Source organism: Psychrobacter sp. T6-6, from assembly GCF_052258185.1.
Taxonomy (GTDB): Bacteria; Pseudomonadota; Gammaproteobacteria; order Pseudomonadales; family Moraxellaceae; genus Psychrobacter.
Genome location: NZ_JBQQEX010000004.1, coordinates 35922 through 59967, shown reverse-complemented (window position 1 = coordinate 59967; position 24046 = coordinate 35922). Strand labels below are relative to the sequence as shown.

The following is a 24046-nucleotide window of genomic DNA, read 5'->3' as shown; positions in this document are numbered from 1 at the left end:
CCATTTACCACTTAGCAAACAAGTAACTATTCTCACAGCTTCTTATACAACCATGCCTGCATCCCACAAGCAAAACTCACCAAACTTGCCCTTTTTACTAGTGCCACCAGCAGCACGTCCAGCATCAGTCAATACAAGCTCACCCTCTTGAGATTGTAGGTAACCTGCTGCAAGCAATTTTTCATTAAGCTCCTGTGTCTTAACGCCCAATTCTTTGGCAAGCTTGGCAGTGGTCAATTTAGAATAATTAGGTGTGGCATCTGTCGTTGGCGCAGTCGACGTTACTGGCGTCTGAGATGCTGTACTTGCTGTTTTGGTATTAGGTTCAGGCTGACTTTGGGTTTCACTTACCTTTTCAAGAGACATTCTAACCTCATCACTGATACGAATGATGCGCTGCGCTTCTTCGTAAGTATCGGCATAAAGTTTGGCATCGTCATTACGATAAATCAGCACGCCCATTTCATTATTATTGACCTGGCTAAATTCATAAAGATTTAAACTGGTAATAATGCATTCGTTTTCATTCAGGTAGCATTTGGCATGCAAGTTTTTGCAAAAGCTAGTACGAATAAACGTTAAGTTTTTTAGCCAATTTATTTCCTCTGGATGTAAATCATTCTTGCCATAAACAATGCGAATGTCGATCTTGAGACGGTTGCGGTCTTCTAATAATTCTTTGATACGTTCATTAAGCTTCAAATATGGGCTAATAATAATCAACCGATCAGAAGCGTTTTTAATCAGTTCTTCTAGATGATAGGTCGTCCCACTGCTGTTCAAAAATTTTGCCATGCTCATTTCCTCAAATATTACTGTCAAAAACTTTATAATTGTCCAAAAAAAGCCCATCCCTAGCGTACTAGAAATGGGCTTGCTTGCAAACTACTATTGTTCAGTATTATCTCAACACATCAGCTTCCGTGGTAATGCCTTTTATAGATTTAGTCAGTATCAGATTAAGCGGGCTTATAGCTGTCGCGTAAGCTAACGATTTGGTTAAATACTGGCTTATCAGTACTGTGATCTTCGCTATCAGAGATAAAATACCCTTCGCGCTCAAACTGGAAACGCGTGCCAGCATCAGCACTGGCTAAAGATGGCTCAACGACAGCATTTAGCTCAGTTAATGAGTTAGCATTCAATGCCTGATGAACGTCAGCGACGCTACTTGGATCCTCAACGCTAAATAGCTGCTCATACATACGTACGATTGCTGGTACGCCTTGACTGGCAGATACCCAGTGAATCACCCCTTTAACCTTGCGACCCTCAGGGTTGTTGCCAAGAGTGGCAGGATCAATCGTTGCTTTTAGCTCGACGACATTGCCACTCTCGTCAGTGATATGCTCAGTGACGGCTAACACGTAGGTGTTCCGCAAACGAATCTCTGGCTTTTCTGGAGAGAGACGCTTATAACCTGCTGGTGGTTCAATCTCGTAATCACCTTGATCAATGTATAGCGTCTCGGTAAATGGGATCTCGCGCTCACCCATGTCGACGTTAGGGTGTTTGGGCTGAGTCAACCAAAGCGTCTGCGCCTCATCATCAAAACGCGCGTTCACACTATCGGCTTTTTGTGTCTCCCAGCTGCTGACCGCTTCGCTAAAGTTAGTAATCGTCACTTTTAGTGGCTTTAACACCGCCATACCGCGCGCAGTCATTGTCTCTAATGACTGACGAACGCTAAACTCTAATAGACGAAAGTCAACCACACTATCCGCTTTGGTCACACCCACACGCTCACAAAAATCACGCAAGCCCTCTGGCGTATAACCACGGCGGCGCATACCAGCGACGGTCGGCATACGTGGATCGTCCCAACCGCTCACGATGCCTTCATCAACAAGTTGCTTGAGCTTACGCTTACTGGTCAATGTGTGATCAACGTTTAAGCGACTAAATTCGTACTGGTGCGGCGGCACATCAAAGCCGACTTTTTCGATGACCCAGTCGTAGAACGGACGGTGATCCTCAAACTCAAGGGTACACAACGAATGAGTAATACCTTCAAGCGCATCAGAGAGCGGATGAGCAAAGTCATACATCGGATAGATACACCATTTGTCACCAGTTTGATGATGGGATTGATGCATGACGCGATAAATAACAGGGTCACGCAAGTTCATATTTGGACTTGCCATATCAATCTTGGCGCGCAAAATAGCCTTACCTTCAGCGTATTTACCTTCTTTCATATCATTGAAAAGCGCTAGATTTTCTTCGACGCTGGCATCACGATATGGTGAAGGCGTGCCCGCTTCATTAAATGAGCCACGGTTTTCTTTAATTTGCTCAGGCGACTGTAAATCAACATAGGCGTCGCCTTGCTCAATCAACTGGATTGCCCATGCATGCAGCTGATCAAAATAACTTGATGCGTGGTACGCCTCGCCTGCCCACTCAAAACCGAGCCACTTCACATCATTTTCAATATTATCAATGAAATCTTGTTTTTCTGCGGTTGGGTTGGTGTCATCAAAACGCAGGTTGCATACACCGCCAAACTCTTCGGCCACCCCAAAGTTTAGGCAGATAGATTTGACATGACCTAAGTGTAAGTAGCCATTTGGCTCAGGCGGAAAACGCGTGACAATTTGCTCATACTTTTGCGCATTGACATCGTCACGAATGATATTACGAATAAAATCATTTTTTGGTTCGTCTTTTTGTGCAGTGTTGTTTGAGTGCTCACTCATCGGGTATTGCTCCTAACGCAAATTGTCAGTTCATGGTGCGTGCCATCACGCATCACGAAACGTTTAAACTAAAGTATTAAAATAAAGCGAGAATATAAAAACTTGGATAGTGCAACCGCATTATCACAATTTGTCAAAGCTGATCAAAAATAGGTAAAGTTGCGTTATTCTATCAGGTTTCGCAAACGCATTAACAGCCTGATACATGACACGGGATAAAAAAGCCGTTAGACTACCCGTAACTTTTTAAACACCAACTTTTAACCACCACTTGACAGCGTCATTTAAGGCGCTGCAATCAAAAAGGAATATCCCATGGTAGACATGCCACCAGTAGTAGAACTTGAAACCAATATGGGTGCGATCGTTATCGAACTCAACGAAGAAAAAGCGCCAAAAACCGTAGAAAACTTTTTGAACTATGTAAAATCTGGTCAGTATGACGGTACGATTTTCCATCGCATCATTGATGGTTTCATGATTCAAGGCGGTGGAATGGACGCTGAGATGAATGAAAAACCAACCAATGCGCCTATCGAAAACGAAGCGGACAACGGCCTGAAAAATGACAAAGGTACTATCGCAATGGCGCGTACCCAAGATCCGCATTCAGCAACCAGCCAGTTCTTCATCAACGTAAAAGACAACGACTTCCTAAACCACTCTGGCAAAAACATGCAAGGTTGGGGTTACACCGTATTTGGTAAAGTAACTAGCGGTATGGACGTTATCGAAAAAATGCGCAGCGTCCCAACGGGTCGTTTCGGTATGCATGCTGATGTGCCAAAAGAGCCAGTTGTTATCAATTCAGCAACCATCGTTACTCAGTAATAGCTATTCGATAAAAGCTACTTAATAGCAGCTACTCAATAATAGCTGTGAATGAGCGAGCATTTTGTAGTAGAACTTATTGAGTCATGCTCGCTATACGATAAGTCACGAGGACAAAGATAAATGCAAAGTTTTGATCACTTAATCACGACCCGCCCTCATCAAGTGCGGCAAGTATTGATTAGCGATTTGCATTTATCGCCTCAGGAGCCTGCCTTAGTGCAGGCTTTTTTGACGCTGCTGGATGACTGTTTTGCTCTGCCTGCTCTTAAGCGTCTCTTTATATTGGGTGATTGGTTTGAGGTATGGCTAGGCGATGATATGTATTTACCCCTATTAAAAGAAGAAGGGTCAGAGGACGAACAAATAACGCATTGGCTAACGCCGCTTATCGCCAAACTCAAGCAGCTACGTATCAATGGTTGCGAGATATTGGTCATGCATGGCAATCGTGATTTTTTGTTGGGTCAGCCGTTTTGTAATCTATTCGGTGGTGAGTTGATCAGCGAACCGTATACTTTGGCTATTGGTCAACAGAATTACCGCTTGGAACACGGTGACGCACTCTGCACGGATGACAAGAAGTATCAGTTCTTTCGTAAAATCATGCGTAACCGTCTGACTCAGTGGTATCTGCTCAACAAGTCATTAGAAAAACGCTTAGCCATCGCAGATAATATGCGCAAAAAAAGCCAGAAAAATAATGCCAATAAAGCCGCTTATATCATGGATGTGAATGATAAAGCCGTATATCAAGCCATTACTGCTAGCGATGCACTACTGCACGGTCATACCCACCGTCCCGATATCCATCAAGCTACCACTGATAAAAAGCGCTATGTGCTTGGCGACTGGCGACTGTTAGGTAAAGACGCTCGCCAGCCAAAAGTTAATGCGGTAATTGGCGCGGTAACAGAAGACGAGCATTCAAATGAGAGTTTGAATAGTAATGATGCTGAGTTTAAGTTGTACGAGTTTGAATTTCTTGTTCGCTAAAATGCGTGTAATGGCGTTTTAAACTTAATGGCATTTTAAACAATGCATCTTCAAAAACATCTTTTCAATATAAAAAGGGTCTGTCGATAGTTCAACAGACCCTTTTTATGTTTACTACATGCTTGAGCTACTTATCGCTTGCTCTCTAGTCCATCAATTTAAAGAAATGCTGACGATAGTGCTTTAGCTCACGAATAGAGTCACGAATATCGTCTAAAGCTAAATGACTGCCGCCTTTTTCAAAGTTCTTTAGAATGTCAGGACGCCAGCGGAAACACAGCTCTTTGATCGACGACACATCAAGATTACGATAATGAAAGAAGCGCTCAAGCTCTGGCATTTGGCGCGCCATAAAGCGACGATCTTGGCAGATAGAGTTACCGCACATTGGTGACTTACCACTATCAACCCATTTATTTAGGAACTTAATGGTCTCAGCTTCCGCTTCTGCCAGTGTCACCGTACTACGGCGCACACGGTCGACCAATCCTGACTGTCCATGCTGCTTGGTATTCCAATCATCCATCTTATTTAAAACTTGATCCGACACCTTGATCGCAAACACAGGCCCTTCGGCAAGCACGTTCAAATCTTCATCAGTTACGACGGTGGCAATCTCAATAATCTCATCGTTTAACGTATCGAGTCCGGTCATTTCTAAGTCAATCCATACCAGCCCTTTTTTACCTTGGTTTTTGATCTTAATCTTATTGGGATGGTCACCGGTAGCCATAAAATATCCTATCATTCATAATTTTGGAAAAGCAACTTTAGAAAAACAATTGAAAAAACGTATTACACGTAGACATCCGTGCTCGAGCAGTATTACAACGCGCTATTCGGTTCAGAAAACCTTTAGAGTCGCTACAATATTACAAAACCACTGTCTGCCGCAGACGCTTTAGGCTGTATGTTAGCAAATTTTCACGCTACACTTAGCAATATTTTTATAATAGGTCACAAACCCATGGCATTAATCCGGCAACGCAAACTGACTAAACAACAGATTCGTCGCATCGACAAGCAGCAACTGTCCAATCAAGACAGCATCGATGATAGCTTGATGGATGGCGTGGTCATGGCGCACTACGGTAAGCAATTAGAAGTACAAGTCACAAGCCTGCCTTCAGTGATACCTGAACAGCCAGAAGTCGCCCCTGATGATCCTGAGCCGTTTTGGCAAGCGCTCGCGCTTGGCGACATCTGGCGCTGTCATGTACGTACCAATCTACCGATGCTAGCCGCTGGCGACCAAGTACGCTGGAATGCCGACTCCAACACCGGCTTTGGACGTATCGAAGCGGTCAAGCCGCGTACCTCACTGGTCTCTCGTCCTGATCGTTATCATAAGCTCAAACCCGTCGCCGCCAATGTTGATATTCTGGCCATCGTCTTTGCCCCATTGCCTGCCGCCGCGCCAACACTAATCGATCGCTATCTGGTGGTGTGCCATCACGCGGGTGTCAAACCACTACTCGTCCTCAACAAAGCCGATCTGTTGGCTCAAGAAAACGGTGTTGATACCAATGAGTTATTGGCACAGTATGCAGCACTTGGCTATGAGAGCGTACTCACCTCGGTCGATTGTCCTGAAAACGTCGCCGAAAGTGACGAACAAGAAGGACTCGATGAGCTAAAACGCTACATAGATAAAAAGCTAGTTATCTTTGCTGGTCAATCTGGCGTTGGTAAAAGCAGTCTGATCAATGCCCTACTTCCAGAGTCTGGTCAAAGCGTCAATGTCATCTCGCAAAACTCTAAGCTTGGTCAACATACCACCACGACGAGCCGACTGTTGCCATTTAACCCAGACGATCTTACCCAAGGCGGTATCGTCGATACCCCAGGTATCCGTGAGTATGGTATCTGGCACCTCACCCCTGATGATATTATTTCAGGCTTCGTTGAGCTGGCGCCATTGGCCGGTGACTGTCAATTCCGTGACTGTCGCCACACTCATAACAGTAAAGGCTGTGCACTATGGCAAGCCGTGGCGGATGGGACTGTATTGCAGCGCCGCGTTGAAAACCTCGTGACGCTAAGAGAAGAGGCAGATACTAAGCCTTACTAATTCTTATTAGGCTCAATTGACGTCATCTCAAAAGCAAGATGACAGCTCGATTATTGACCGTGTCATCGCCCGTTTACTATAGATGACCTTATCGGTATAATAGCGCCTTGTTCATTATCATTGGGCTGGCTTCTCAGCCTGATAGAACACTTATTTTTTTGGAGGTATGGTTTGGATCGTGCGCTGGAATTTGTGGGCAACCACCCGTTTTTATTTGGTATATTAGCCGTACTTGCTATCCTGTTTTTTACCATTGAAAACAAACGTAGCGGTAGAAAAATATCGCCCAACACTCTTGGCATGATGGTCAACTCTCAAAACGCGCAGCTGATCGATATTCGCGCCAAGAAGAAGTTTGAATCAGGTTATATTCAAGGCAGCCGCAACATACCATTCACTGACCTGAAAGACCGCTTAGAAGAGATTCGTGCGATTGAGCAGCCAGTAATTATTATCTGTGATATGGGCGTACAAGCAGGCGCAGCCATTCAAATGATTGGCAAAGATGACGTCTATCGTCTAGAGGGCGGTGTCGGTGGTTGGCAAGGTGCTGGCATGCCATTGGTTGGTATAAAAGACGCTAAATCAAAGAAAGGTAAGTCAAAGCCCAGTCTAAGCAAATAGCAAGCCTGCTTCAACGCTATGCTTAGTTAGTGTTTACCACTACCTGACTGGCGCTCAAAAAATAAAAAGACACCTCTTAATAAGGTGTCTTTTTTTGTGCAGTACTTATAAGGCAGTAAAGTTAAAGTGACAAAGTTAATGCTGTGAGGCGTTTTAAACTGAGACGGCTTGAATTTGTCGTACCTATCCCCACTTTAGTAGTGAACACAACCGAATACATTTGTACTTTACTCATTGATAACAGACTATACCAACACGTAGACTATGATAATTAATCGTGTTATCTATAATAGTGCTGTTGTCTCACAAATTTATAAATAAGGATTAACCATGATTGTACCAGTTAAAGTTTATACCACACCTATCTGCCCATACTGCTCAAACGCCAAACAATTATTAAAGACTAAAGGCGTTGATTATGAAGAAATCGGTATGCATGATATGAGCCGTGAAGATCGCCAAGCATTGATGCAAAAAACCAATAACTACCGCACTGTGCCACAAATTTTTGTTGGTGATACCTTTGTTGGTGGCTTTGATGAGCTTAACCAAATGAACCAGCAAGGCAAACTTGACGAGCTATTAGCAGGTTAATCTGCTACTTTACGCTACTGTCTGTTTTTATGCCTATAAAGACAGACAGCGGTGGGTTCAAACATAGCTTTTGATTCAAATGTAGTCCTTGATATAAATACAGTATCAAGAAGTAGTGATAAAAACATCGAGTTTTCGTCCCTATTTATATTACAATGAATTTCTATTAAAATGACCGTTTGCCCAATTATTTGATTTAATTTTAGAGGATTTATCATGGCTGAAGAACAAGCACAACCACAATTGGCATTAGAGCGCATCTACGTAAAAGATATGTCACTTGAAGTACCAGGCGCGAGCGTATTCACCAAAGAGTGGAACCCAGAGCTTGATATCAACTTGTCTAGCAATGCTGAAAAGCTAGATGATGACCATTATCAGATCATCCTTACCGTGAGCGTTACTGCCAAAAATGCGGAAGAAGCAGCGTTTATCGCTGAAGTGCATCAGGCAGGTATTTTCTTACTAAAAGACATCCCAGAAGACCAAATCGGTCAAATCTTAGGTGCATACTGCCCTAACGTGCTGTTCCCATACGCTCGTGAGGTCATCAGCGACATCGTGACGCGTGGTAGCTTCCCGCAATTACTACTCGCTCCTGTGAACTTTGATCAAGCATACGCGCAAAGCCAGCAGCAAGCGCAAGTGGATGCTCAAGGTAACGCATAAGCATTAATTAAAATATATGAGCTCTACCAGTCGTATATTTGATAAGAGGCCGTTTACTTATAATGAGTAAGCGGTTTTTTTTGTGTGATTTCTCATGAGAATTTACAAAATTATTTGTTAGCCATCATGAAAGATAAATCTGTAAGATCTTGAATTAATAGACATATTGGATCAACAGATATAGAAAAACCCTGCTATCAAACAGGGTCTTTAATGACGATATCGACTGGCTAAATGAATTAGTTACAATCGATCATTAGCCTTTTAACGCTGATAAGATCTGCTGCTTGACCTCATCAATACCTTGCGTACCATCAAACTTATCATAGCTAGGTGCATCATCACCCTCAGTCGCTTTGTCTTGGTAAAAACCAACCAATGCTGACGTTTGCTCATGATACGTAGACAGACGGTCGCGGATAGTCGCTTCTTGGTCATCTTCACGCTGAATAAGCGCTTCGCCAGTGACATCATCGATACCATCAACCTTTGGTGGGTTGTGATCCACATGGTAAACACGACCCGAACCTGGATGCTGGCGACGGCCAGACAAACGGCTGACGATTTCGTCATCAGGTACGCTTATTTCGACCACATGATCGATGGCAACATCAGCATCTGCAAGTGCCTGCGCTTGAGGAATAGTACGCGGAAAACCATCCAAGATACAACCGTTGACACAATCAGGCTTAGCGATACGCTCTTTGACTAGGTTGATAATAAGATCATCAGAAACCAAACCACCAGCATTCATAATATCCTTGGCTTTTTTGCCAAGCTCGCTACCTTCTTTGATTGCTGCGCGTAGCATGTCGCCAGTTGAGATCTGTGGAATGTCATATTCTTTAGAAATAAACTGGGCTTGAGTACCTTTACCGGCGCCTGGTGGTCCTAGCAAAATAATACGCATCATTACACGACTCTCCTTAATAGATAGGATTTTGGGATTAATAAAACTTAGGGATTAATGGTTTGCAAAGCTACCTTACCTTGTGGCTTTGCAAACCTCAAGTATTTTCATAATTACGGTTATGAGTTGCTATGACTTAGCTGTTCATACAACACTGTTGCGCCCTTATATAACGGACAGTGTCACTAAGGTGATAGCGACTCATAGTAACAGAGAAGTCTATAGTACAGCGAACTTAAAAGAGTATTAAAACCACCCGTTATTTAACTGCTGCAAAGCAATATATCTCACTTACAACCAGAATGAGGCTGCTACGCTTTTGTAGTGAGTAGACTATGCTACGGTATTTGCTGATTGATTTCTACATTGGCCTGAGTTTGATCAGCACTAATCACTACGGGATTACCTGACAGGTCTCCAGACTCTGCGACTGCGTTACCACTGTGGCTGATACGAGCAATGACTGCCAACTGTACTTTGTCTCCTCGAGCAGATCCTATAGTACGTCCTGGCATCATAGCATCAAGATCGCTTAGGCTAATAGTAGCCTCGCCTTGCTTGATGGCGCTGATCGGTAAGCGCTTGGCGGCAAACGGTGGTCCACCATTGACATCACGAATCGCGACAAACAGCACATCATCAGCTTTGACCAACGGTAGCAAGCTTGAATTTATCTTAACGGTCACCTCAACACCTTCAGAGGCTTGCTGCTGCTGGATAGCCACATTAGCACTCAGCTCATCTAGGCTTGAGAGCGCCTGCGTATGATCGCCTGGCTTGGCAGAAATACTAGCACGCAAGCGTTTTATCCAGCCTTGTGCTTGGTCAAAGTTATTCGCTCGCGCCTCACCCATTGCCATCAGCATCTGAGCACCTTCATGCTCTGGGTTAGTTGCCAATAACTCTTCTAGTACTCGGCGACTATTAGCATCTAGCTGACCTTGATTAGCAAAAAAACTGATCTGCGCATAAGTCGCTGCAATTTCTTCGTTGTCGGGTGACAGGCGATAAGCACGTGATAGAGCCTCTAGCGCTGAATCAGTCGCTTCTAATGACAAAAATAGCTCTGATAGGCGCATCCAGCGATTGTAGTCATAGGCATGGCGATAGACATTGGTCTGCATGGCACTAATCAGCTGATTACCATCTTCGATAGCCCAGGCTGGCGGCTGATCAATTTTACCTGTTAATAAATCATCAGCCACTTGACCTACTTTGTCCTCAGCAGCCCATAGCTCAAACACAGGAGTACGATCAGCGACCATCAAGTAGGCCATGGCTGTAAGGACGGGGACCCAAACGATGATGATCAATCGACTTTTGATACCAGGCGTGACCATAGGGGCGACTTCACGCTGAGCATCTAAGAGCTGACGTTCTAGCTCTAGCTTTTGGTTTTGATAATGGTGATCATCAATGATGCCACTATCTTTATCTGTTTTTAGCTCAGCCAAACGCTCACGGAACACGGCAACGTTGATATCTAATAGCTGATTGTCCACAGGCTTACTGTGTTTGCGCGGTGCTTTTAGCCATGGCTTGATCGCGATAACACCAAGCAATAAGGCAATAAGTAAGCTTAGCGCAATAAATAAGCCAACCGTAGAGAATATGGTCATTTTTTGCCCCCAAGGCTTGTAATGTCATGATCGTCTTTATTATCAGCACGTGATAACAAACGCTCAAGCTCCGCTTTTTCGGTGGCAGATAATGCCTCAGTAGTATGCTCTACTGCCACGCCACTGTCGCCACTAGCGACCAGCTGACGCCGTTTGCTTTGCCAAAACCATCCAATGATCAAGATGATGAGCAATAATGGTGGGAAAAACCACAAGATCCATGTCGAAGGACGGACTGGTGGCTTATAACTGATAAAGTCGCCATAGCGTTCCTGCATATAAGCACGAATCTCACCATCACTTCGGCCGTCTTTGACCATGTTATAAGTTTTTTGTTTTAAATCTTGAGCAATTGGTGCATCAGAGCCTGCTAGGTTTTGGTTTTGACATTTTGGACAGCGTAGCTCTTCAATGAGACCGCGATACTGAGCTTCTTGTTGTACAGAGTCAAAGTCATAAACATCAATAGCAGCAAAGCTGGTCATACTCAATAAACAAGCAATGAGAACGCTTGTTAGTTTTATAACCAGGGTTTTTATTTGATAGGCCATCATTTACATGCCTCCGCAACCTGATTCGGATCTGGACTGGTACCGTTATTATTGGCTTCGTTTAGCACCATCAAACAAGGCGTGATACGACTTTGCCAATTGCTCTCATTGATCTCACCGATAATATGCTGACGAATGATCCCCTCACCATCTACAACGAAGGTCTCAGGTGCACCCGTCAAACCCAAATCTAAAGCAAATTGCCCTGATAGATCCTGAATAGACATCGAGAATGGATCGCCGCCCCTATTTAGATAGCCCAATGCATCACCGATATCATCTTTGTAATTAATACCTACTAAGTTGACACCGCGCTCTTCTAGTGTCATCAAAAAAGGATGTTCAATGATACAAGTCGGACACCAAGAGCCCCAAATATTCATGAGGAATGGCTGATCTGGCAGGTTGTCATTGGTCATGATACGACTGGTATCTGACAACAATGGCAGCTCAAAAGCAGGCACAGGACGCTCAAGCGCGGTATTAGTCACAATATCGGTCGGTTTTCCCAGACGCATATATAGCATGGCAAGCAAGCCAACAAAAATTACTAAAGGTATTAAAAACCCTATTTTTAGTGATTTTTTACTTTTGGCTTTTCTGTTGCCTTGTTGAGCAGTACTGTGCTGCTTATTGTTGTCAGGTGTGTTGTTTGAGGCTGTCATATCAATGATCCCCTGTCTTTGTAACTGACGCATCCAAATCTGCAACCGTCGTAAACCCTGACTTTTTGGCAGCGATCTGTGCAGGTGTTCTGGTTTTTTTGATACGGTAACGATTGTCTAGCATACTGAGTAGGCCACCGAACGCCATAATAAGCGCACCCAGCCATATCCAGCGAATGAGCGGTTTGACATAGATACGGAACGCCCACTCGTTGCTGTCCTCAGCAATTGGCTCACCAAGTGCTACATACACATCACGCATCAGGCTGGCATCAATTGCTGCCTCTGTCATCGGCATCATACTGATAATATAGTTGCGTTTTTCAGGGTATAACGTGGTCACTTCTTTACCGTCTTTACTTACCGCAACCTCAGCTTGAGTAGCATCAAAGTTACTGCCTTTTACTTCGCTAAACCCTTGTACCGTAAAATCATAGCCTTGGACATTGACACTATCGTTCGGTCCGAGCGCCACATCACGTTCAATACTGAGCGTAGTGGTAAATGCCACACCAATAACTGCAACGAGCACCCCAATATGAGCAGTTTGTTGACCCCAATAACTTAGGCGCAACTGACGCAGTCCACTTAGACGACTTGGTGCGTTTTTGGTCTTGTCTTTAAAGTCGACCACCATCCAGAACAGCACCCAAAAGCTGACTGCCAACGTAACACCAATATTTAGTATCGCTGATGGACTGGTGAAATAAGCAATGATCGCGGCCAACACCAGACTACTTACGGCGATAACCATACCAGCACCCAGTAATGGACGGCTGTCTTGTTTCCAGCGGATATTAGAGCCCATACCCATTGCCACTAACAGTAGCCAGGTTAATGGCACAAATAGCGCGTTGAAGTACGGAGGACCAACAGAAACCTGACCCAGATTAAACGAATCAGCGATTATGGGATACAACGTCCCTAGCAATACGACCAAGGTCGAAATTAAAATGATAACGTTGTTAATCACTAAGAAGGACTCACGCGAAACCAGACGATACTGGCTCTCAACTGTCAGACGCCACCCACGTACCGCAAACATCAAAAGACCACCGCCAATAATCACCCCAAGAATGGCTAGAATCACCAAACCACGGGTCGGATCAGCGGCAAATGAATGCACTGAAGTGATGACACCTGAACGGACAAGGAATGTACCTAATAAACTGAGCGCAAAGGCGAAGATCGCTAGCATGATTGTCCATGCCTTGAATACGCCGCGCTTTTCAGTCACTGCAAGCGAGTGTAGTAACGCCGTACCTGCCAACCATGGCATCAGTGATGCGTTCTCCACAGGATCCCAGAACCACCAGCCGCCCCAGCCAAGCTCATAATATGCCCACCATGAACCAAGCGCGATACCAACCGTTAAGAAACCCCAAGCCGCCAGCGCCCACGGACGTGACCAACGTGTCCACACCGCGTCCAAGCGACCTTCCCACAGTGCTGCCATACAAAAAGCAAATGGCACAACCAAACCCACATAACCCATATAGAGCATCGGTGGATGAATGATCAAACCAAAATCTTGCAAAACAGGATTTAGATCCGCGCCATCGACGGGCAGATTGGGCAAGGTACGATCAAATGGTGATGAGGTGAAGATAAGCATCGCCAGCATCATCATCTGCACACCAGCCAATATGACAAGTACACGTGCACGCATCGTGAGAGGTAAACCGCGGCTAAAATAAGAGACCAGTGCACACCAGGTGGCCATAATGGTCATCCACAGTAGCAAGGACCCTTCATGACCGCCCCACGTCGCAGATAGCTTATAGTACCAAGGCAACAACGTATTGGAGTGCTGCGTGACGTAGACAAGACTAAAATCATTGTAATAAAAGCCTGCCATTAATGCTGCAAATGATGTGATCATGGCCGCAAATTGCGCCCATGCAAGACTTGGTGCTAGACGCTGCCAAGCGACATGGTCACGCATAACGCCAATAGTTGGTAGTACCACCTGCAAAATCGCCAGTATAAAAGCGGCCAGCAAGGCAAAATAACCCAATTCTGTGATTAACATACGGTCTAACCTTGTTTACCTTGGATACAATTAAGGGTTCACCGATGGCATTGCTAGCCACTGGCAAACGCTAAATAGTCCTTTATGCGGTCATAGTTTACGGTCAAAAACTGAGGTTTTAGTGGCTATAGACGCACCTAAAACCCGCTACTATCATTGAGAGGTATCAACGTGAATGGTTGATACAAAATGCTTATCTGTCACTGGTCTTACATTAGTTTATTGATTCAAACTGTATTAGATATTGCGGTGTGTGACTATTTAAAAATACTTATTATCGTATTCTTGCTCGCAGTGCGCTCACGATAGAATAATTGCATCAAAATCATAGCGTCTAAATTACAGCATCGAAGTTATGGTATCAATATCATGGCATTGAGGGGAAAAACACCAGCACCAGATGTAACCACCCCGCCAGGAATCCCGTCAGACCGCCCAATACAATCAAGGTCATCTCGTCTTCTCGAAAGGCAGGACGCAGTAGATTCTGAAACTCATTTGGCGTTAGCGCCCGTATCCTATCGCGAAACAGACCAAATATCTTACTGGCGCGACTTTCATTGAGCTCAGGATCACGCAGTGGTACCATCGTCGCTACAATTGACTTATCGATAATGGTGTTTTTGAGCTGCCCATAATCACGGCGACCCAACCCCACACGTAATGTCGTGCTGATTACGGGTGACTCTAGTACTGTATATAGATGTGACTTCATCAATTCACGAGTTTGCGCTGAACGATCACCATACATCATCTCATTCATGATGTTCTCAAGAGTGACCAAGTCTTTTACCACAATCTCAGCGAAAACTTCAGACACTTCCTCTTGGCGCTTCATAAAGCCGCCTTGCAAACGATACCTTGCGATATGCGGCATCACTGGCTTGATAAACGGGAAGCCGCTCTGTACCGTGAATAGCTTTAAGTAAGGTATAAAACGGGGCTCTACTGGATTGAATACCATCCAAATGGCAATCCAGTTGGTCAAAAATCCCCAAATCGCGGCAAAAAACGGTACGGTCCAATGCTGCGGCACCACCAAAAATATAAACATCTGAATAATACCAAACACCAAACCGATCAGTGCGCTGATATGCCAGATAAAATCGATCTCTTTTTGACCGACCCTTAGGAACATGTTAACCATCAGACGACGGTCGTTCTCCATCGTGTTAACGATCATCTTACGCATATCGACTAGATCTTCGACATGATAAGTCAAATCTGTCACCAGCGACTGCATGATACTGGGCAGCTCTTTGTGTGCTTGGGCATAGACACGGCGCTTTAGGGCGTAAGGCAGATTACCCCATAGGGCGGGCGAATGATCGAGCATAATCTCATCAATCAACGGCTCAAGATTTTTGTCCACCGTGTCAGTGACAAATAGCGCCATTTGCTCCGGTTCCATCGCCTTAAAAAATTCATCAAGCGAACCGAGTTTTGATAGCGTCTGATCAACGATGACGCCCGATATCTTGCCTGCTTTGCGCGGCACGATACCTTGCCAACCGATACCTGGCAACCCAAAAAACGGGAAATTCGGAATACGAATACCCCGAAACTTAATCGGGTAAAACAGCATCTTGAGTGCCATCCACACATGTACCCAAGTGACGAATGCCGTCACTGGTGGAATGGTCAGCATGGCAAAAAACTCTGGGTGTTCAGCGATTGTCTGCCACAATGAATTTACGTCCATGACTTCTCTAGTCCCTGACAGGTTAATTGTCGTTGCTACTATTGTCGTTACTGATAACAAGTGATTAGCAAATTAGAACGTTTCAAAAGACGCTCTGCCCGTAACAATTACGATAAAATAAATCGCCTGATTTTAGCATACTTGCCATTTATTAGCACATATAGACCCTCAGCAAGTTGTGACTAAAGATGACATCTTTTATACGGTATCTTTATTAGCAAAGATATCACCATGGCCCATCGCTTATAGAACGTATGGTCAGAACAAAATGAGCAGCCAAATACTGCACCCTTTCATTTGTTCTGTTATAATTTGTAGTGAAACAACAAAGACTCCCTACGTAACAGTCGATCGTACCAATCAACGCCTCATAAATTTCTCTCGTACCACGCTATGTGATTGAAACCATTTGCATTATCCTTTAGACTCACCGCACTTTGGTTGACCAAGCCGCCCATTTATTCCTCTTTTACTGACTCACTGACCAATTGGGCTCTGATTTTCTATGAATAAACCGCTAACTCCCAATACTGAGCAGGTCAATAGCACCTTTACTAACCGTATTATTATCTTTGGGATTTTGATATTGATTGGTTTGGGCGGCTTGATAACGCGTTATGGTTATCTGCAAGTCTATGCTCATGATAAATACACCACGCAGGCTGATAACAATCGTATCAAGCTCATATCTGCACCGCCTAGCCGTGGTTATATTTATGATCGTAATGGGATCATTTTGGCAGACAACCAACCCGTCTTTACTGCCATGTTAAGCCCCGATGAAGTCGACAATCCTGAGCGCACCTTGAAGTTGCTCGCGCCTATCTTTGACTTAACAGCAGAAGACATTACGGATATTCTGGCGCGTTTAAGCAAAAACAAAAACGATCCTGTCACCATCAAAATCGACTTAACGGAAGCGCAGCTGGCTCAGTTTAGCGAGCGCAAGCCTTTTTTTCGCGGGGTTTCTATTCAGAGTAAGCTGACACGCGACTACCCTTATGATGAGCTGTTTGCTCATGTTATCGGTTATGTTGGCCGTATAAATGATAAAGAATCTAAGCGTATAGACAAAGACCGCTATGCAGGTACTGACCTGATTGGCAAAATTGGCATCGAAGACTATTACGAAGATATTTTGCTCGGGCAACCAGGCTACCAGTCAGTAGAAACAGATGCTCATGGCAATATCTTGCGCCAATTGGACACCAAACCGCCAACCTCTGGTAATGATTTAACCCTGAGCTTGGACTATGGCTTACAGACCATCGCACAAAAGCAACTTGATGGTCGCCGCGGTGCAATTGTAGCGATAGATCCCAAAAATGGTGACGTATTGGCGTTTGTCAGTAACCCAAGCTACGACCCTAACCCGTTCATATCGGGCATCTCATTTAAAGACTACGACGCCCTGCGTGAGGACCTGGATCAGCCGTTATACAACCGCGCCTTACAAGGCACCTACCCACCCGGCTCTACTATCAAACCGTTCGAAGGTTTGGGCGGTATACATTATGGCTTGCGAGACTGGGACACTACTATTTACGACCCTGGTTACTTCAGCCTACCTGGCGACTCACATCGGTTCCGTGACTGGAAACGCGGGGGGCATGGTACGGTTGATTTAAAAAAATCTATCGCGATGTCAGTCGACACCTATTACTACAAGCTAGCATATGAGATGGGTATCCAGCGCTTGCACGACTGGATGGTACGTTTTGGTTTTGGGCAGGACACGGGTATCGACCTTCCTAATGAAAAATCAGGCATCATGCCCTCACCAAAATGGAAGCAAGACACTTATGATAAGAACTGGCTACCAGGCGAAACCATCTCTGTCAGTATTGGCCAAGGCTATTTCTTAGCCACACCGCTACAGATTGCCAACGCTACTGCCATGACCGCCAGTAAAGGGCAACATATTACCCCGCACTTGCTAAAAAGCAGCGATGGTGCCGCAAAGGTAAAAGTAATCACCAAACCAGATGGCAAAATTGATTATAACGGTAAGCCTTCTGACTGGTTACGTATGCACGATGCCATGGAGAGTGTGATAGAAGACGGAACAGGACGCGGTATCTACACCCCGCGCTACCGTATCGCTGGTAAAACAGGTACCGCGCAGGTAAAGTCTATCGCTCAGGGCAAACGCTATGATAAGTCTGCGATAGATAAGCGCCACTGGGATCATGCTTGGTTTAATGGCTTTGCGCCAGTAGAAGATCCACAAATTGCGCTTGCCGTGCTGGTCGAAAATGGTGGCGGTGGTAGTACTACAGCCGCTCCTATTGGCCGTGCGTTATTTGACTATTGGATGGTACAACGCAAAACTGATCCTGTACTACCGCCGTCACCCGATGAGCTAAAAGTCATCAAGCGACAAAAGGCATTTGAAAAAGCATTGCAAGACGCACTGCGTGAAAAAGAAGCAAAAGCTTTAGAAGCGCAGGAAGCGGCAGAAGCAGAGGTAGAAACACAGGCAGCAGCGGCAACCTCTGAATAGTAGTATTTGACCGTTATTGCTAAAAAACTATTACTGAGTAGATACTGCTAGGTACACCCATCTACATAAAACGCTTAAGCAAAACAGAGTATACGAGACCCCATAATGAAAAAACCCGCAAACGGACGCGTATCAAAAAAAACCCACAAAACAAAAAACGCAGCGGCAGGCGATGTACGTATCATTGGTGGACAGTTTAAGCGCCGTATTGTGAGCTTTATCGATGCAGAGGGGTTACGCCCCACCCCAGATCGCTTGCGTGAGACTCTGTTTAACTGGTTACTGGCTGATATTCATGGTGCACAGGTGCTCGACAGCTGTGCGGGCAGCGGCGTGTTAGGGTTTGAAGCCTTGTCTCGCGGCGCGGCACATACTACTTTTATCGAAGTGAATAGCGCCCAGAGCAACATGCTACGTCAGAGTGCCGAGCAGCTACGCCTTGATACCGCCACTTATAGCGTCATCACTGGCACTGCTGAGCAAGTACTGGGTCAAGCCCAACTGAAGCAAGACCAACCGGCTCAGCGACCTTTCGATATTGTATTCATCGATCCACCGTATGCTCAAGATCTGTGGCAGCCTATTTTGACCACGCTCATTACAAATGATTTGGTCGATACAAAGACGCTTATTTATTTAGAGGCAGATAAGGATTTAAGCGCTCAGCTTAAGCAGTTGGAAGAGACACTTAGTGAAAACCCAGATATTCATTTATCTAATACTCAGCAAATAATAAGCTTTAATTGTTTGAAACAAACCAAAGTCGGTCAAGTTGTTGCTGGACTTTATCAGCTGTCATTGTCATAATTGTACGGTAATTGCTAAGCGCATCATTAGCGATTATTTGTTAAGATCCTTTAGCAAAATCAATCAATACCTGTAAAAAATGTTTAAAACCGCTTAAAAACTGGCCTAACGCTGCAGTTTAATGTATAAAGGCGAAAATAAACCCCAATGCAGCTTGCAAGCGTAGGCGCTACTGCTTATAATGTGCAGTCTGTTTTTTGAGAGCCCCGTTCCCAGCTAAACTCTCAACGAATTCTAATTTTAAGGTTTTATCATGAAAACACTTAGTGCAAAACCAGCTGAAGTGACCCATGACTGGTATGTCGTAGATGCTGACGGCAAAACCCTTGGTCGCTTAGCCACTCAAATCGCAACTCGCTTACGTGGCAAGCACAAGCCTTCTTTTACTCCGCACGTTGATACTGGTGACTTTATTGTTGTCATCAATGCTGACAAAATCACGGTAACGGGTAAAAAAGCACAAGACAAAAAGTACTATCGTCACAGTGGCTACCCAGGTGGTATCAAAGAAACCAACTTCAATAAGTTGCTTGCACATAAGCCTGAAGATGTTCTACATAAAGCAGTTAAGGGTATGCTTCCAAAAGGCCCTCTTGGCTATGCAATGATCAAGAAGCTGAAGCTATATGCGGGTACTGATCATCCACATACTGCACAGCAACCTAAAGAACTAGACATCTAAGGATATACTTATGGAACGCAATTACGGAACTGGTCGCCGCAAGACGTCTACCGCTCGTGTCTTTTTATCAAAAGGTACTGGTAGTATCGTTGTTAACGGTAAGCCACTAGACGAATACTTCAGCCGTGAAACTTCACGCATGGTTGTTCGCCAGCCATTAGAACTATTAGACTCAGCTAATGCATATGACTTGTATGTCACTGTTGCAGGCGGCGGTATTAGTGGTCAAGCTGGCGCAATCCGCCACGGCATCACACGTGCATTGATCGAAGCTGACGAAACTTTGAAGCCTGCCCTAAAAGCAGCTGGTTTTGTTACTCGTGACTCACGTCAAGTTGAACGTAAGAAACTTGGTCTACGTAAAGCACGTAAACGTCCACAGTTCTCAAAACGTTAATCAAAGCGCTCTCTTATATTTTTGTTGCTATTGTCTTTTTCTCGGAGCGATAGTAGCAATATTCAATAAGAGAATAGTTTTGCAAAACCTTATAAGCTGTTTACAGCTTATAAGGTTTTTTTATGTCTATTAGAGGCGTATGACTCACGTGACTCTGTCTATGTAACTACGTTTACTGTAAGACTCTCCCCATAATGACGCTTATTGTCACTATTATTCTTTAAGATATTCTTAGAGAAAAATACTGCATATCAGTACTGCATAGTAGACACCTTCTAAAAATTCTAACTTGCAAAGCGTTTGACGCTACCCCATCATATCAATAACTTTTTATCATTAGCCGCGATGTCATAGACAGTGCTGTAGAAGGATATTATGAAAGCGCCTGAACAATACGATCACAGTAAACCCTCTAGCAATAGCAGCGTACCGTCACCAAGTATGCAGCAGTCAAACAAGTCGCCTAACATACCTGCTGGTACCCCAACGATTACGCAGAATCATAAGCGTACGGCGCAAGCAGATAAAAAGCCATTTCAGTGGCAGTTTTTAGCACCAAAATACTGGGGCATCTGGTTATTATTCTTGATTATGTTGCCAATGATGTATCTACCGCTACGCTGGCAATTTTGGCTCGGACGTCAGCTTGGTCGTTTGATTTATAATGCTGCGGGCTCACGCCGGCGTGACACCCTAATCAATCTCAAACTGGCATTCCCTGAAAAACCAGAAGCTGAACGCGAATTGATGGCCAAGCAAGTTTTTGTCAATCAAGGCATTGGTGTATTTGAAACCTTGTGCGCTTGGTTTCGCCCCAATGTGTTTACTAGAACAGTATCTATCTCAGGACTACAGCATCTGGTGAATGCTCAAAACGAGCAGCGGCCCGTCATCTTATTAGGTGCACATTACACCATGCTCGATTTGGGTGGTTTGCTGAGCGCGCAGTTTTTCCCTGTGGACTGCATGTACCGTACGCAAAACAATTCTTTATTAGACTGGTTTATTTATAATGGTCGTACCAATATATTTGGTAAGCAAATCTCTAGCCGAGATATGCGCAGCTTGGTCACATCAATCAAAGCAGGACACGTTATTTGGTATTCCCCTGATCAAGACTATGGTCTCAAGCAAGGCGTTATGGCACCATTCTTTGGCGTGCCAGCAGCGACGATTACGGCGTCACGCCGTATGGCAAAAATGGGTAACAAAGCCACGCCACCTGCGGTTATGGCGCTGCACACTTATCGACAGACACCAGACAGTCTGCCGCGTGGTAAGCGTCCACATTATCATCTGACTATCACCCCAGAGTTGGACAACTACCCAAGTCATGACGAGGTCGCTGACGCCACTCGAGTCAACGAGACGTTAGAAGGGCTCATTCGTATCGATCCTACCCAGTGGATGTGGTTCCATCGCCGTTTTAAACATGGGCCGAATGGTCGTACGGACATCTACAAGTAGACTTAGTATTTGGTAGACTTAATAGTTGAATGCTCAACAGGCCCCAATAAATTTGCTATACTTTACGGCTGATATTTCGCTTCTTTGACCCTATATTTATAATAACTTGATAAACAAAATAATGGATTTTTCATGAGTAATAACAGCACCTCTGGCAGCCAAGCTTCTGACCATTCAACTGAAAAAAAACGCATCCTAACTGGGATTAAACCGACTGGCATTCCACATTTAGGCAATTACGTTGGTGCGATTCGTCCCGCAATTGAATCCATCCAAAATAGTGATCACGAAGCGTTTTTCTTTTTGGCAGACTATCACGGTATTATTGGTTGCTACGACCCTGCTATCATCCATGAATCGACGAGAGCGATTGCGGCCACTTGGATTGCTTGTGGTCTCGATCCTGAGCGTGTGACGTTCTATCGTCAGTCAGATGTGCCTGAAATTCCAGAGCTCGCTTGGGTTTTGAACTGCTCATGTGCTAAGGGTCTCATGAACCGTGCCCATGCCTATAAGGCAGCAGTGGATATCAATACAGAAAAAGCCGATGTCGATCCTGATCAGGGAGTCACGATGGGGCTGTTTGGTTATCCTGTACTAATGGCAGCTGATATCTTGATGTTCAATGCGACCCATGTACCTGTTGGCCGTGACCAGGTTCAACATATCGAGATGGCACGCGATATCGCAGGTACGTTCAACCATCGATACAAAACACTCTTTACGCTACCGACAGCGGTTGTAGACAATGATATACCACTACTCACTGGCTTGGATGGTCGTAAGATGAGTAAAAGTTACAACAACACTATCCCCTTGTTTGGTGAGTCAAACCCGCAGGTCAGCTCAGAGAAACAAATGCACAAAGCCATCATGAAAATCGTGACCAACTCACAACTACCTGATGAGCCAAAAGACCCTGATGACTCTGCTCTGTTTGAGATTTATAAAGCATTTTCTACTCCTGAAGAAATTGCTGACATGCGTGCACAATATGCAGCCGGTATTGGCTGGGGCGATGCCAAGCAAGCGCTATTTGATAAGATCAATGATGAGATTGCGCCTTTCCGCGCGCGTTACGAAGAGCTCATGGCCAATCCAAAAGAGCTAGAAGAAATCTTGCAGATGGGTGCAAATAAAGCCCGTCGTCATAGCCGTAAGCAATTAGACAAGACTCGTCGCGCTATTGGTATCCGCCCTCTTGCCAAACTCAAGTAGTCGTTTGATTGTCGCCATTTATCACTACTAGAGCGGATACCAAACGTGCAGACTAAGCCAAACACCAAACAAGCGGCTTTATCAAAAGCCGCTTTGTTCCCACCAGTGGATAAAATATCTACCAATAGAATGTCCCAGTCTATGTATAGTCAAAGTGACTATGCTGAATCAGTCAGTCATGATACTGCTTTGCGTATTTATCAGACACCAGTACAGCATCTACCAGACGATCTTTATGTCCCGCCACAAGCGTTTGCGATTTGGTTGGAGCAGTTTGCGGGCCCTTTAGATTTCTTATTGTATTTGGTCAAAAAGAACAATGTCGATTTGACCCAAATGCCAATATTACCAATCACTGAGCAGTACCTTGCGTATATCAGTGAGTTGGATACTGAGCACTTTGAATTGGCAGGTGATTATCTCTTGATGGCCTCCACGCTTATTGCCATAAAGACAGAATTGCTCCTACCGACGCCTGATACGCCTACTGATGAACGCGACCCAAAAGCCGAACTGATTGAGCGTCTTGAGGAATATGCGCAAATTAAAGTAGCCAGTCAGCGCTTAGATGGTCTGGTACGTTTAGAGCGCGATGTGTTTTTAGCGATGGTCAGCATGCCTGGTCAAGAGGTTATGAACGCTGAATTACCCAGCTACTCACCAACATTATTGATTGAGAGCTTATTTAAGATGCAGCTGCAGCCAGACTATCACATGCATACTATTAAGGTTGACGCCGTACCACTCTCTGACCGTATTGCCAGTATCAGCAGGCAACTGAGCACTGATGGTGCGCGCTCCTTTTATGAGCTATTAGACAAATCACAGGGCAAGATAGGTGTTGTCGTCAGCTTTGTCGCAGTGCTTGAGCTGATAAAACGGCAGCTGGTCGGTGTGATTAGCTCTGAGTTAGATGATGAGGTGATAGCATCTGCTACCCATACTGCTGGTCAGCGGTATACAGATGAGTCCACAACACTGACATTGCAGTGGCTAGCCTAATACGCGT

At 44.8% G+C, this 24046-nt stretch carries 22 protein-coding genes; 13 read left to right on the top strand and 9 right to left on the bottom strand.

Going from position 1 to position 24046, the window contains the following annotated elements; translation table 11 throughout:
- Window positions 1-42: 42 nt before the first annotated feature.
- Window positions 43-795, bottom strand: a complete 753-nt coding sequence (locus tag ACTXGL_RS08060) for a phospholipase D family protein (protein ID WP_443526106.1) — start codon at window positions 793-795, stop codon at window positions 43-45.
- A gap of 164 nt (window positions 796-959) precedes the next feature.
- Window positions 960-2699 carry a glutamine--tRNA ligase/YqeY domain fusion protein gene (locus ACTXGL_RS08055; protein ID WP_443526105.1) on the bottom strand — a complete coding sequence of 580 codons (1740 nt, stop codon included), beginning with the start codon at window positions 2697-2699 and terminating at the stop codon, window positions 960-962.
- A 315-nt stretch (window positions 2700-3014) separates the two neighbouring features.
- On the opposite strand from ACTXGL_RS08055, the gene ACTXGL_RS08050 reads away from it, so the two are divergent.
- Together ACTXGL_RS08050 and ACTXGL_RS08045 are read left to right on the top strand one after the other, a co-directional pair.
- Window positions 3015-3530 carry a peptidylprolyl isomerase gene (locus ACTXGL_RS08050; protein WP_179798385.1) on the top strand — a complete coding sequence of 172 codons (516 nt, stop codon included), beginning with the start codon at window positions 3015-3017 and terminating at the stop codon, window positions 3528-3530.
- 123 nt (window positions 3531-3653) lie between these two features.
- A complete protein-coding gene (locus tag ACTXGL_RS08045; protein ID WP_443526103.1) occupies window positions 3654-4526 on the top strand; it encodes a UDP-2,3-diacylglucosamine diphosphatase in 873 nt (290 codons plus the stop codon).
- Between the two features lie 145 nt (window positions 4527-4671).
- Here the strand turns inward: ACTXGL_RS08045 and orn are convergent, their stop codons facing one another.
- Window positions 4672-5259, bottom strand: a complete 588-nt coding sequence (gene orn / locus ACTXGL_RS08040) for an oligoribonuclease (RefSeq protein WP_201598474.1) — start codon at window positions 5257-5259, stop codon at window positions 4672-4674.
- A gap of 234 nt (window positions 5260-5493) precedes the next feature.
- On the opposite strand from orn, the gene rsgA reads away from it, so the two are divergent.
- From rsgA to secB, 4 genes are all read left to right on the top strand, one after another.
- Entirely contained in the window at window positions 5494-6597 is a 1104-nt protein-coding gene (gene rsgA / locus ACTXGL_RS08035; RefSeq protein ID WP_443526101.1) for a ribosome small subunit-dependent GTPase A, read from the top strand.
- 171 nt (window positions 6598-6768) lie between these two features.
- The gene (locus tag ACTXGL_RS08030; protein WP_319050640.1) at window positions 6769-7221 is read left to right on the top strand and encodes a rhodanese-like domain-containing protein; all 453 of its coding nucleotides are present in this window, start codon (window positions 6769-6771) and stop codon (window positions 7219-7221) included.
- Between the two features lie 330 nt (window positions 7222-7551).
- Entirely contained in the window at window positions 7552-7815 is a 264-nt protein-coding gene (grxC, locus tag ACTXGL_RS08025) for a glutaredoxin 3 (RefSeq protein WP_443526099.1), read from the top strand.
- A 216-nt stretch (window positions 7816-8031) separates the two neighbouring features.
- Window positions 8032-8484, top strand: coding sequence for a protein-export chaperone SecB (gene secB / locus ACTXGL_RS08020; RefSeq protein WP_057760989.1), 453 nt, complete (start codon window positions 8032-8034; stop codon window positions 8482-8484).
- Between the two features lie 256 nt (window positions 8485-8740).
- On the opposite strand, the gene adk is transcribed toward secB, so the two are convergent.
- The 6 genes from adk to ACTXGL_RS07990 all read right to left on the bottom strand — a co-directional run bounded on the left by adk (window position 8741) and on the right by ACTXGL_RS07990 (window position 15963).
- Window positions 8741-9394, bottom strand: a complete 654-nt coding sequence (gene adk / locus ACTXGL_RS08015) for an adenylate kinase (RefSeq protein WP_319050671.1) — start codon at window positions 9392-9394, stop codon at window positions 8741-8743.
- Window positions 9395-9732: 338 nt separating this feature from the next.
- The gene (ccmI, locus tag ACTXGL_RS08010) at window positions 9733-11013 is read right to left on the bottom strand and encodes a c-type cytochrome biogenesis protein CcmI (RefSeq protein ID WP_319050642.1); all 1281 of its coding nucleotides are present in this window, start codon (window positions 11011-11013) and stop codon (window positions 9733-9735) included.
- The gene (locus ACTXGL_RS08005; RefSeq protein WP_443526398.1) at window positions 11010-11564 is read right to left on the bottom strand and encodes a cytochrome c-type biogenesis protein; all 555 of its coding nucleotides are present in this window, start codon (window positions 11562-11564) and stop codon (window positions 11010-11012) included. The genes ccmI and ACTXGL_RS08005 overlap by 4 nt, the downstream gene beginning before the upstream one ends.
- Complete coding sequence (locus ACTXGL_RS08000; RefSeq protein WP_319050644.1) at window positions 11564-12229, bottom strand: DsbE family thiol:disulfide interchange protein; 666 nt, start codon at window positions 12227-12229, stop codon at window positions 11564-11566. Before ACTXGL_RS08000 ends, ACTXGL_RS08005 begins: the two co-directional genes overlap by 1 nt.
- Before the next feature lies 1 nt (window position 12230).
- Window positions 12231-14261 (bottom strand): heme lyase CcmF/NrfE family subunit, encoded by a 2031-nt coding sequence (locus ACTXGL_RS07995; RefSeq protein WP_443526097.1) that lies wholly within the window; start codon window positions 14259-14261, stop codon window positions 12231-12233.
- Between the two features lie 367 nt (window positions 14262-14628).
- Complete coding sequence (locus ACTXGL_RS07990; RefSeq protein WP_319050646.1) at window positions 14629-15963, bottom strand: hypothetical protein; 1335 nt, start codon at window positions 15961-15963, stop codon at window positions 14629-14631.
- A gap of 505 nt (window positions 15964-16468) precedes the next feature.
- Here ACTXGL_RS07990 and mrdA point away from each other — a divergent pair.
- The 7 genes from mrdA to ACTXGL_RS07955 all read left to right on the top strand — a co-directional run bounded on the left by mrdA (window position 16469) and on the right by ACTXGL_RS07955 (window position 24039).
- Window positions 16469-18466 carry a penicillin-binding protein 2 gene (mrdA, locus tag ACTXGL_RS07985; protein ID WP_443526095.1) on the top strand — a complete coding sequence of 666 codons (1998 nt, stop codon included), beginning with the start codon at window positions 16469-16471 and terminating at the stop codon, window positions 18464-18466.
- A gap of 105 nt (window positions 18467-18571) precedes the next feature.
- Window positions 18572-19273 carry a 16S rRNA (guanine(966)-N(2))-methyltransferase RsmD gene (gene rsmD / locus ACTXGL_RS07980; RefSeq protein WP_443526093.1) on the top strand — a complete coding sequence of 234 codons (702 nt, stop codon included), beginning with the start codon at window positions 18572-18574 and terminating at the stop codon, window positions 19271-19273.
- A 253-nt stretch (window positions 19274-19526) separates the two neighbouring features.
- Window positions 19527-19955 carry a 50S ribosomal protein L13 gene (gene rplM / locus ACTXGL_RS07975; protein ID WP_057761004.1) on the top strand — a complete coding sequence of 143 codons (429 nt, stop codon included), beginning with the start codon at window positions 19527-19529 and terminating at the stop codon, window positions 19953-19955.
- 10 nt (window positions 19956-19965) lie between these two features.
- A complete protein-coding gene (gene rpsI, locus ACTXGL_RS07970) occupies window positions 19966-20352 on the top strand; it encodes a 30S ribosomal protein S9 (RefSeq protein WP_021813618.1) in 387 nt (128 codons plus the stop codon).
- A 375-nt stretch (window positions 20353-20727) separates the two neighbouring features.
- Window positions 20728-21819, top strand: a complete 1092-nt coding sequence (locus ACTXGL_RS07965; RefSeq protein WP_443526090.1) for an LpxL/LpxP family acyltransferase — start codon at window positions 20728-20730, stop codon at window positions 21817-21819.
- Window positions 21820-21951: 132 nt separating this feature from the next.
- Window positions 21952-23037: a tryptophan--tRNA ligase gene (trpS, locus tag ACTXGL_RS07960; protein ID WP_443526089.1), complete on the top strand. Its 1086-nt coding sequence runs from the start codon at window positions 21952-21954 to the stop codon at window positions 23035-23037.
- 141 nt (window positions 23038-23178) lie between these two features.
- The gene (locus tag ACTXGL_RS07955) at window positions 23179-24039 is read left to right on the top strand and encodes a segregation and condensation protein A (RefSeq protein ID WP_443526396.1); all 861 of its coding nucleotides are present in this window, start codon (window positions 23179-23181) and stop codon (window positions 24037-24039) included.
- Window positions 24040-24046 lie beyond the last annotated feature (7 nt).

Bases quoted from the DNA above. Each gene is read 5' to 3' on its own strand.
- grxC (WP_443526099.1), top strand. From the start codon at position 7,552: ATGATTGTACCAGTTAAAGTTTATACCACACCTATCTGCCCATACTGC.
- mrdA (WP_443526095.1), top strand. From the start codon at position 16,469: ATGAATAAACCGCTAACTCCCAATACTGAGCAGGTCAATAGCACCTTT.
- ACTXGL_RS08005 (WP_443526398.1), bottom strand. From the start codon at position 11,564: ATGGCCTATCAAATAAAAACCCTGGTTATAAAACTAACAAGCGTTCTC.
- ACTXGL_RS07990 (WP_319050646.1), bottom strand. From the start codon at position 15,963: ATGGACGTAAATTCATTGTGGCAGACAATCGCTGAACACCCAGAGTTT.
- rsmD (WP_443526093.1), top strand. From the start codon at position 18,572: ATGAAAAAACCCGCAAACGGACGCGTATCAAAAAAAACCCACAAAACA.
- trpS (WP_443526089.1), top strand. From the start codon at position 21,952: ATGAGTAATAACAGCACCTCTGGCAGCCAAGCTTCTGACCATTCAACT.
- ACTXGL_RS08055 (WP_443526105.1), bottom strand. From the start codon at position 2,699: ATGAGTGAGCACTCAAACAACACTGCACAAAAAGACGAACCAAAAAAT.
- ACTXGL_RS08045 (WP_443526103.1), top strand. From the start codon at position 3,654: ATGCAAAGTTTTGATCACTTAATCACGACCCGCCCTCATCAAGTGCGG.
- ACTXGL_RS08060 (WP_443526106.1), bottom strand. From the start codon at position 795: ATGGCAAAATTTTTGAACAGCAGTGGGACGACCTATCATCTAGAAGAA.
- adk (WP_319050671.1), bottom strand. From the start codon at position 9,394: ATGCGTATTATTTTGCTAGGACCACCAGGCGCCGGTAAAGGTACTCAA.
- secB (WP_057760989.1), top strand. From the start codon at position 8,032: ATGGCTGAAGAACAAGCACAACCACAATTGGCATTAGAGCGCATCTAC.
- ACTXGL_RS08000 (WP_319050644.1), bottom strand. From the start codon at position 12,229: ATGACAGCCTCAAACAACACACCTGACAACAATAAGCAGCACAGTACT.
- ACTXGL_RS07955 (WP_443526396.1), top strand. From the start codon at position 23,179: ATGTATAGTCAAAGTGACTATGCTGAATCAGTCAGTCATGATACTGCT.
- orn (WP_201598474.1), bottom strand. From the start codon at position 5,259: ATGGCTACCGGTGACCATCCCAATAAGATTAAGATCAAAAACCAAGGT.
- ACTXGL_RS07995 (WP_443526097.1), bottom strand. From the start codon at position 14,261: ATGTTAATCACAGAATTGGGTTATTTTGCCTTGCTGGCCGCTTTTATA.
- rpsI (WP_021813618.1), top strand. From the start codon at position 19,966: ATGGAACGCAATTACGGAACTGGTCGCCGCAAGACGTCTACCGCTCGT.
- ACTXGL_RS08050 (WP_179798385.1), top strand. From the start codon at position 3,015: ATGGTAGACATGCCACCAGTAGTAGAACTTGAAACCAATATGGGTGCG.
- rplM (WP_057761004.1), top strand. From the start codon at position 19,527: ATGAAAACACTTAGTGCAAAACCAGCTGAAGTGACCCATGACTGGTAT.
- ACTXGL_RS07965 (WP_443526090.1), top strand. From the start codon at position 20,728: ATGAAAGCGCCTGAACAATACGATCACAGTAAACCCTCTAGCAATAGC.
- ccmI (WP_319050642.1), bottom strand. From the start codon at position 11,013: ATGACCATATTCTCTACGGTTGGCTTATTTATTGCGCTAAGCTTACTT.
- rsgA (WP_443526101.1), top strand. From the start codon at position 5,494: ATGGCATTAATCCGGCAACGCAAACTGACTAAACAACAGATTCGTCGC.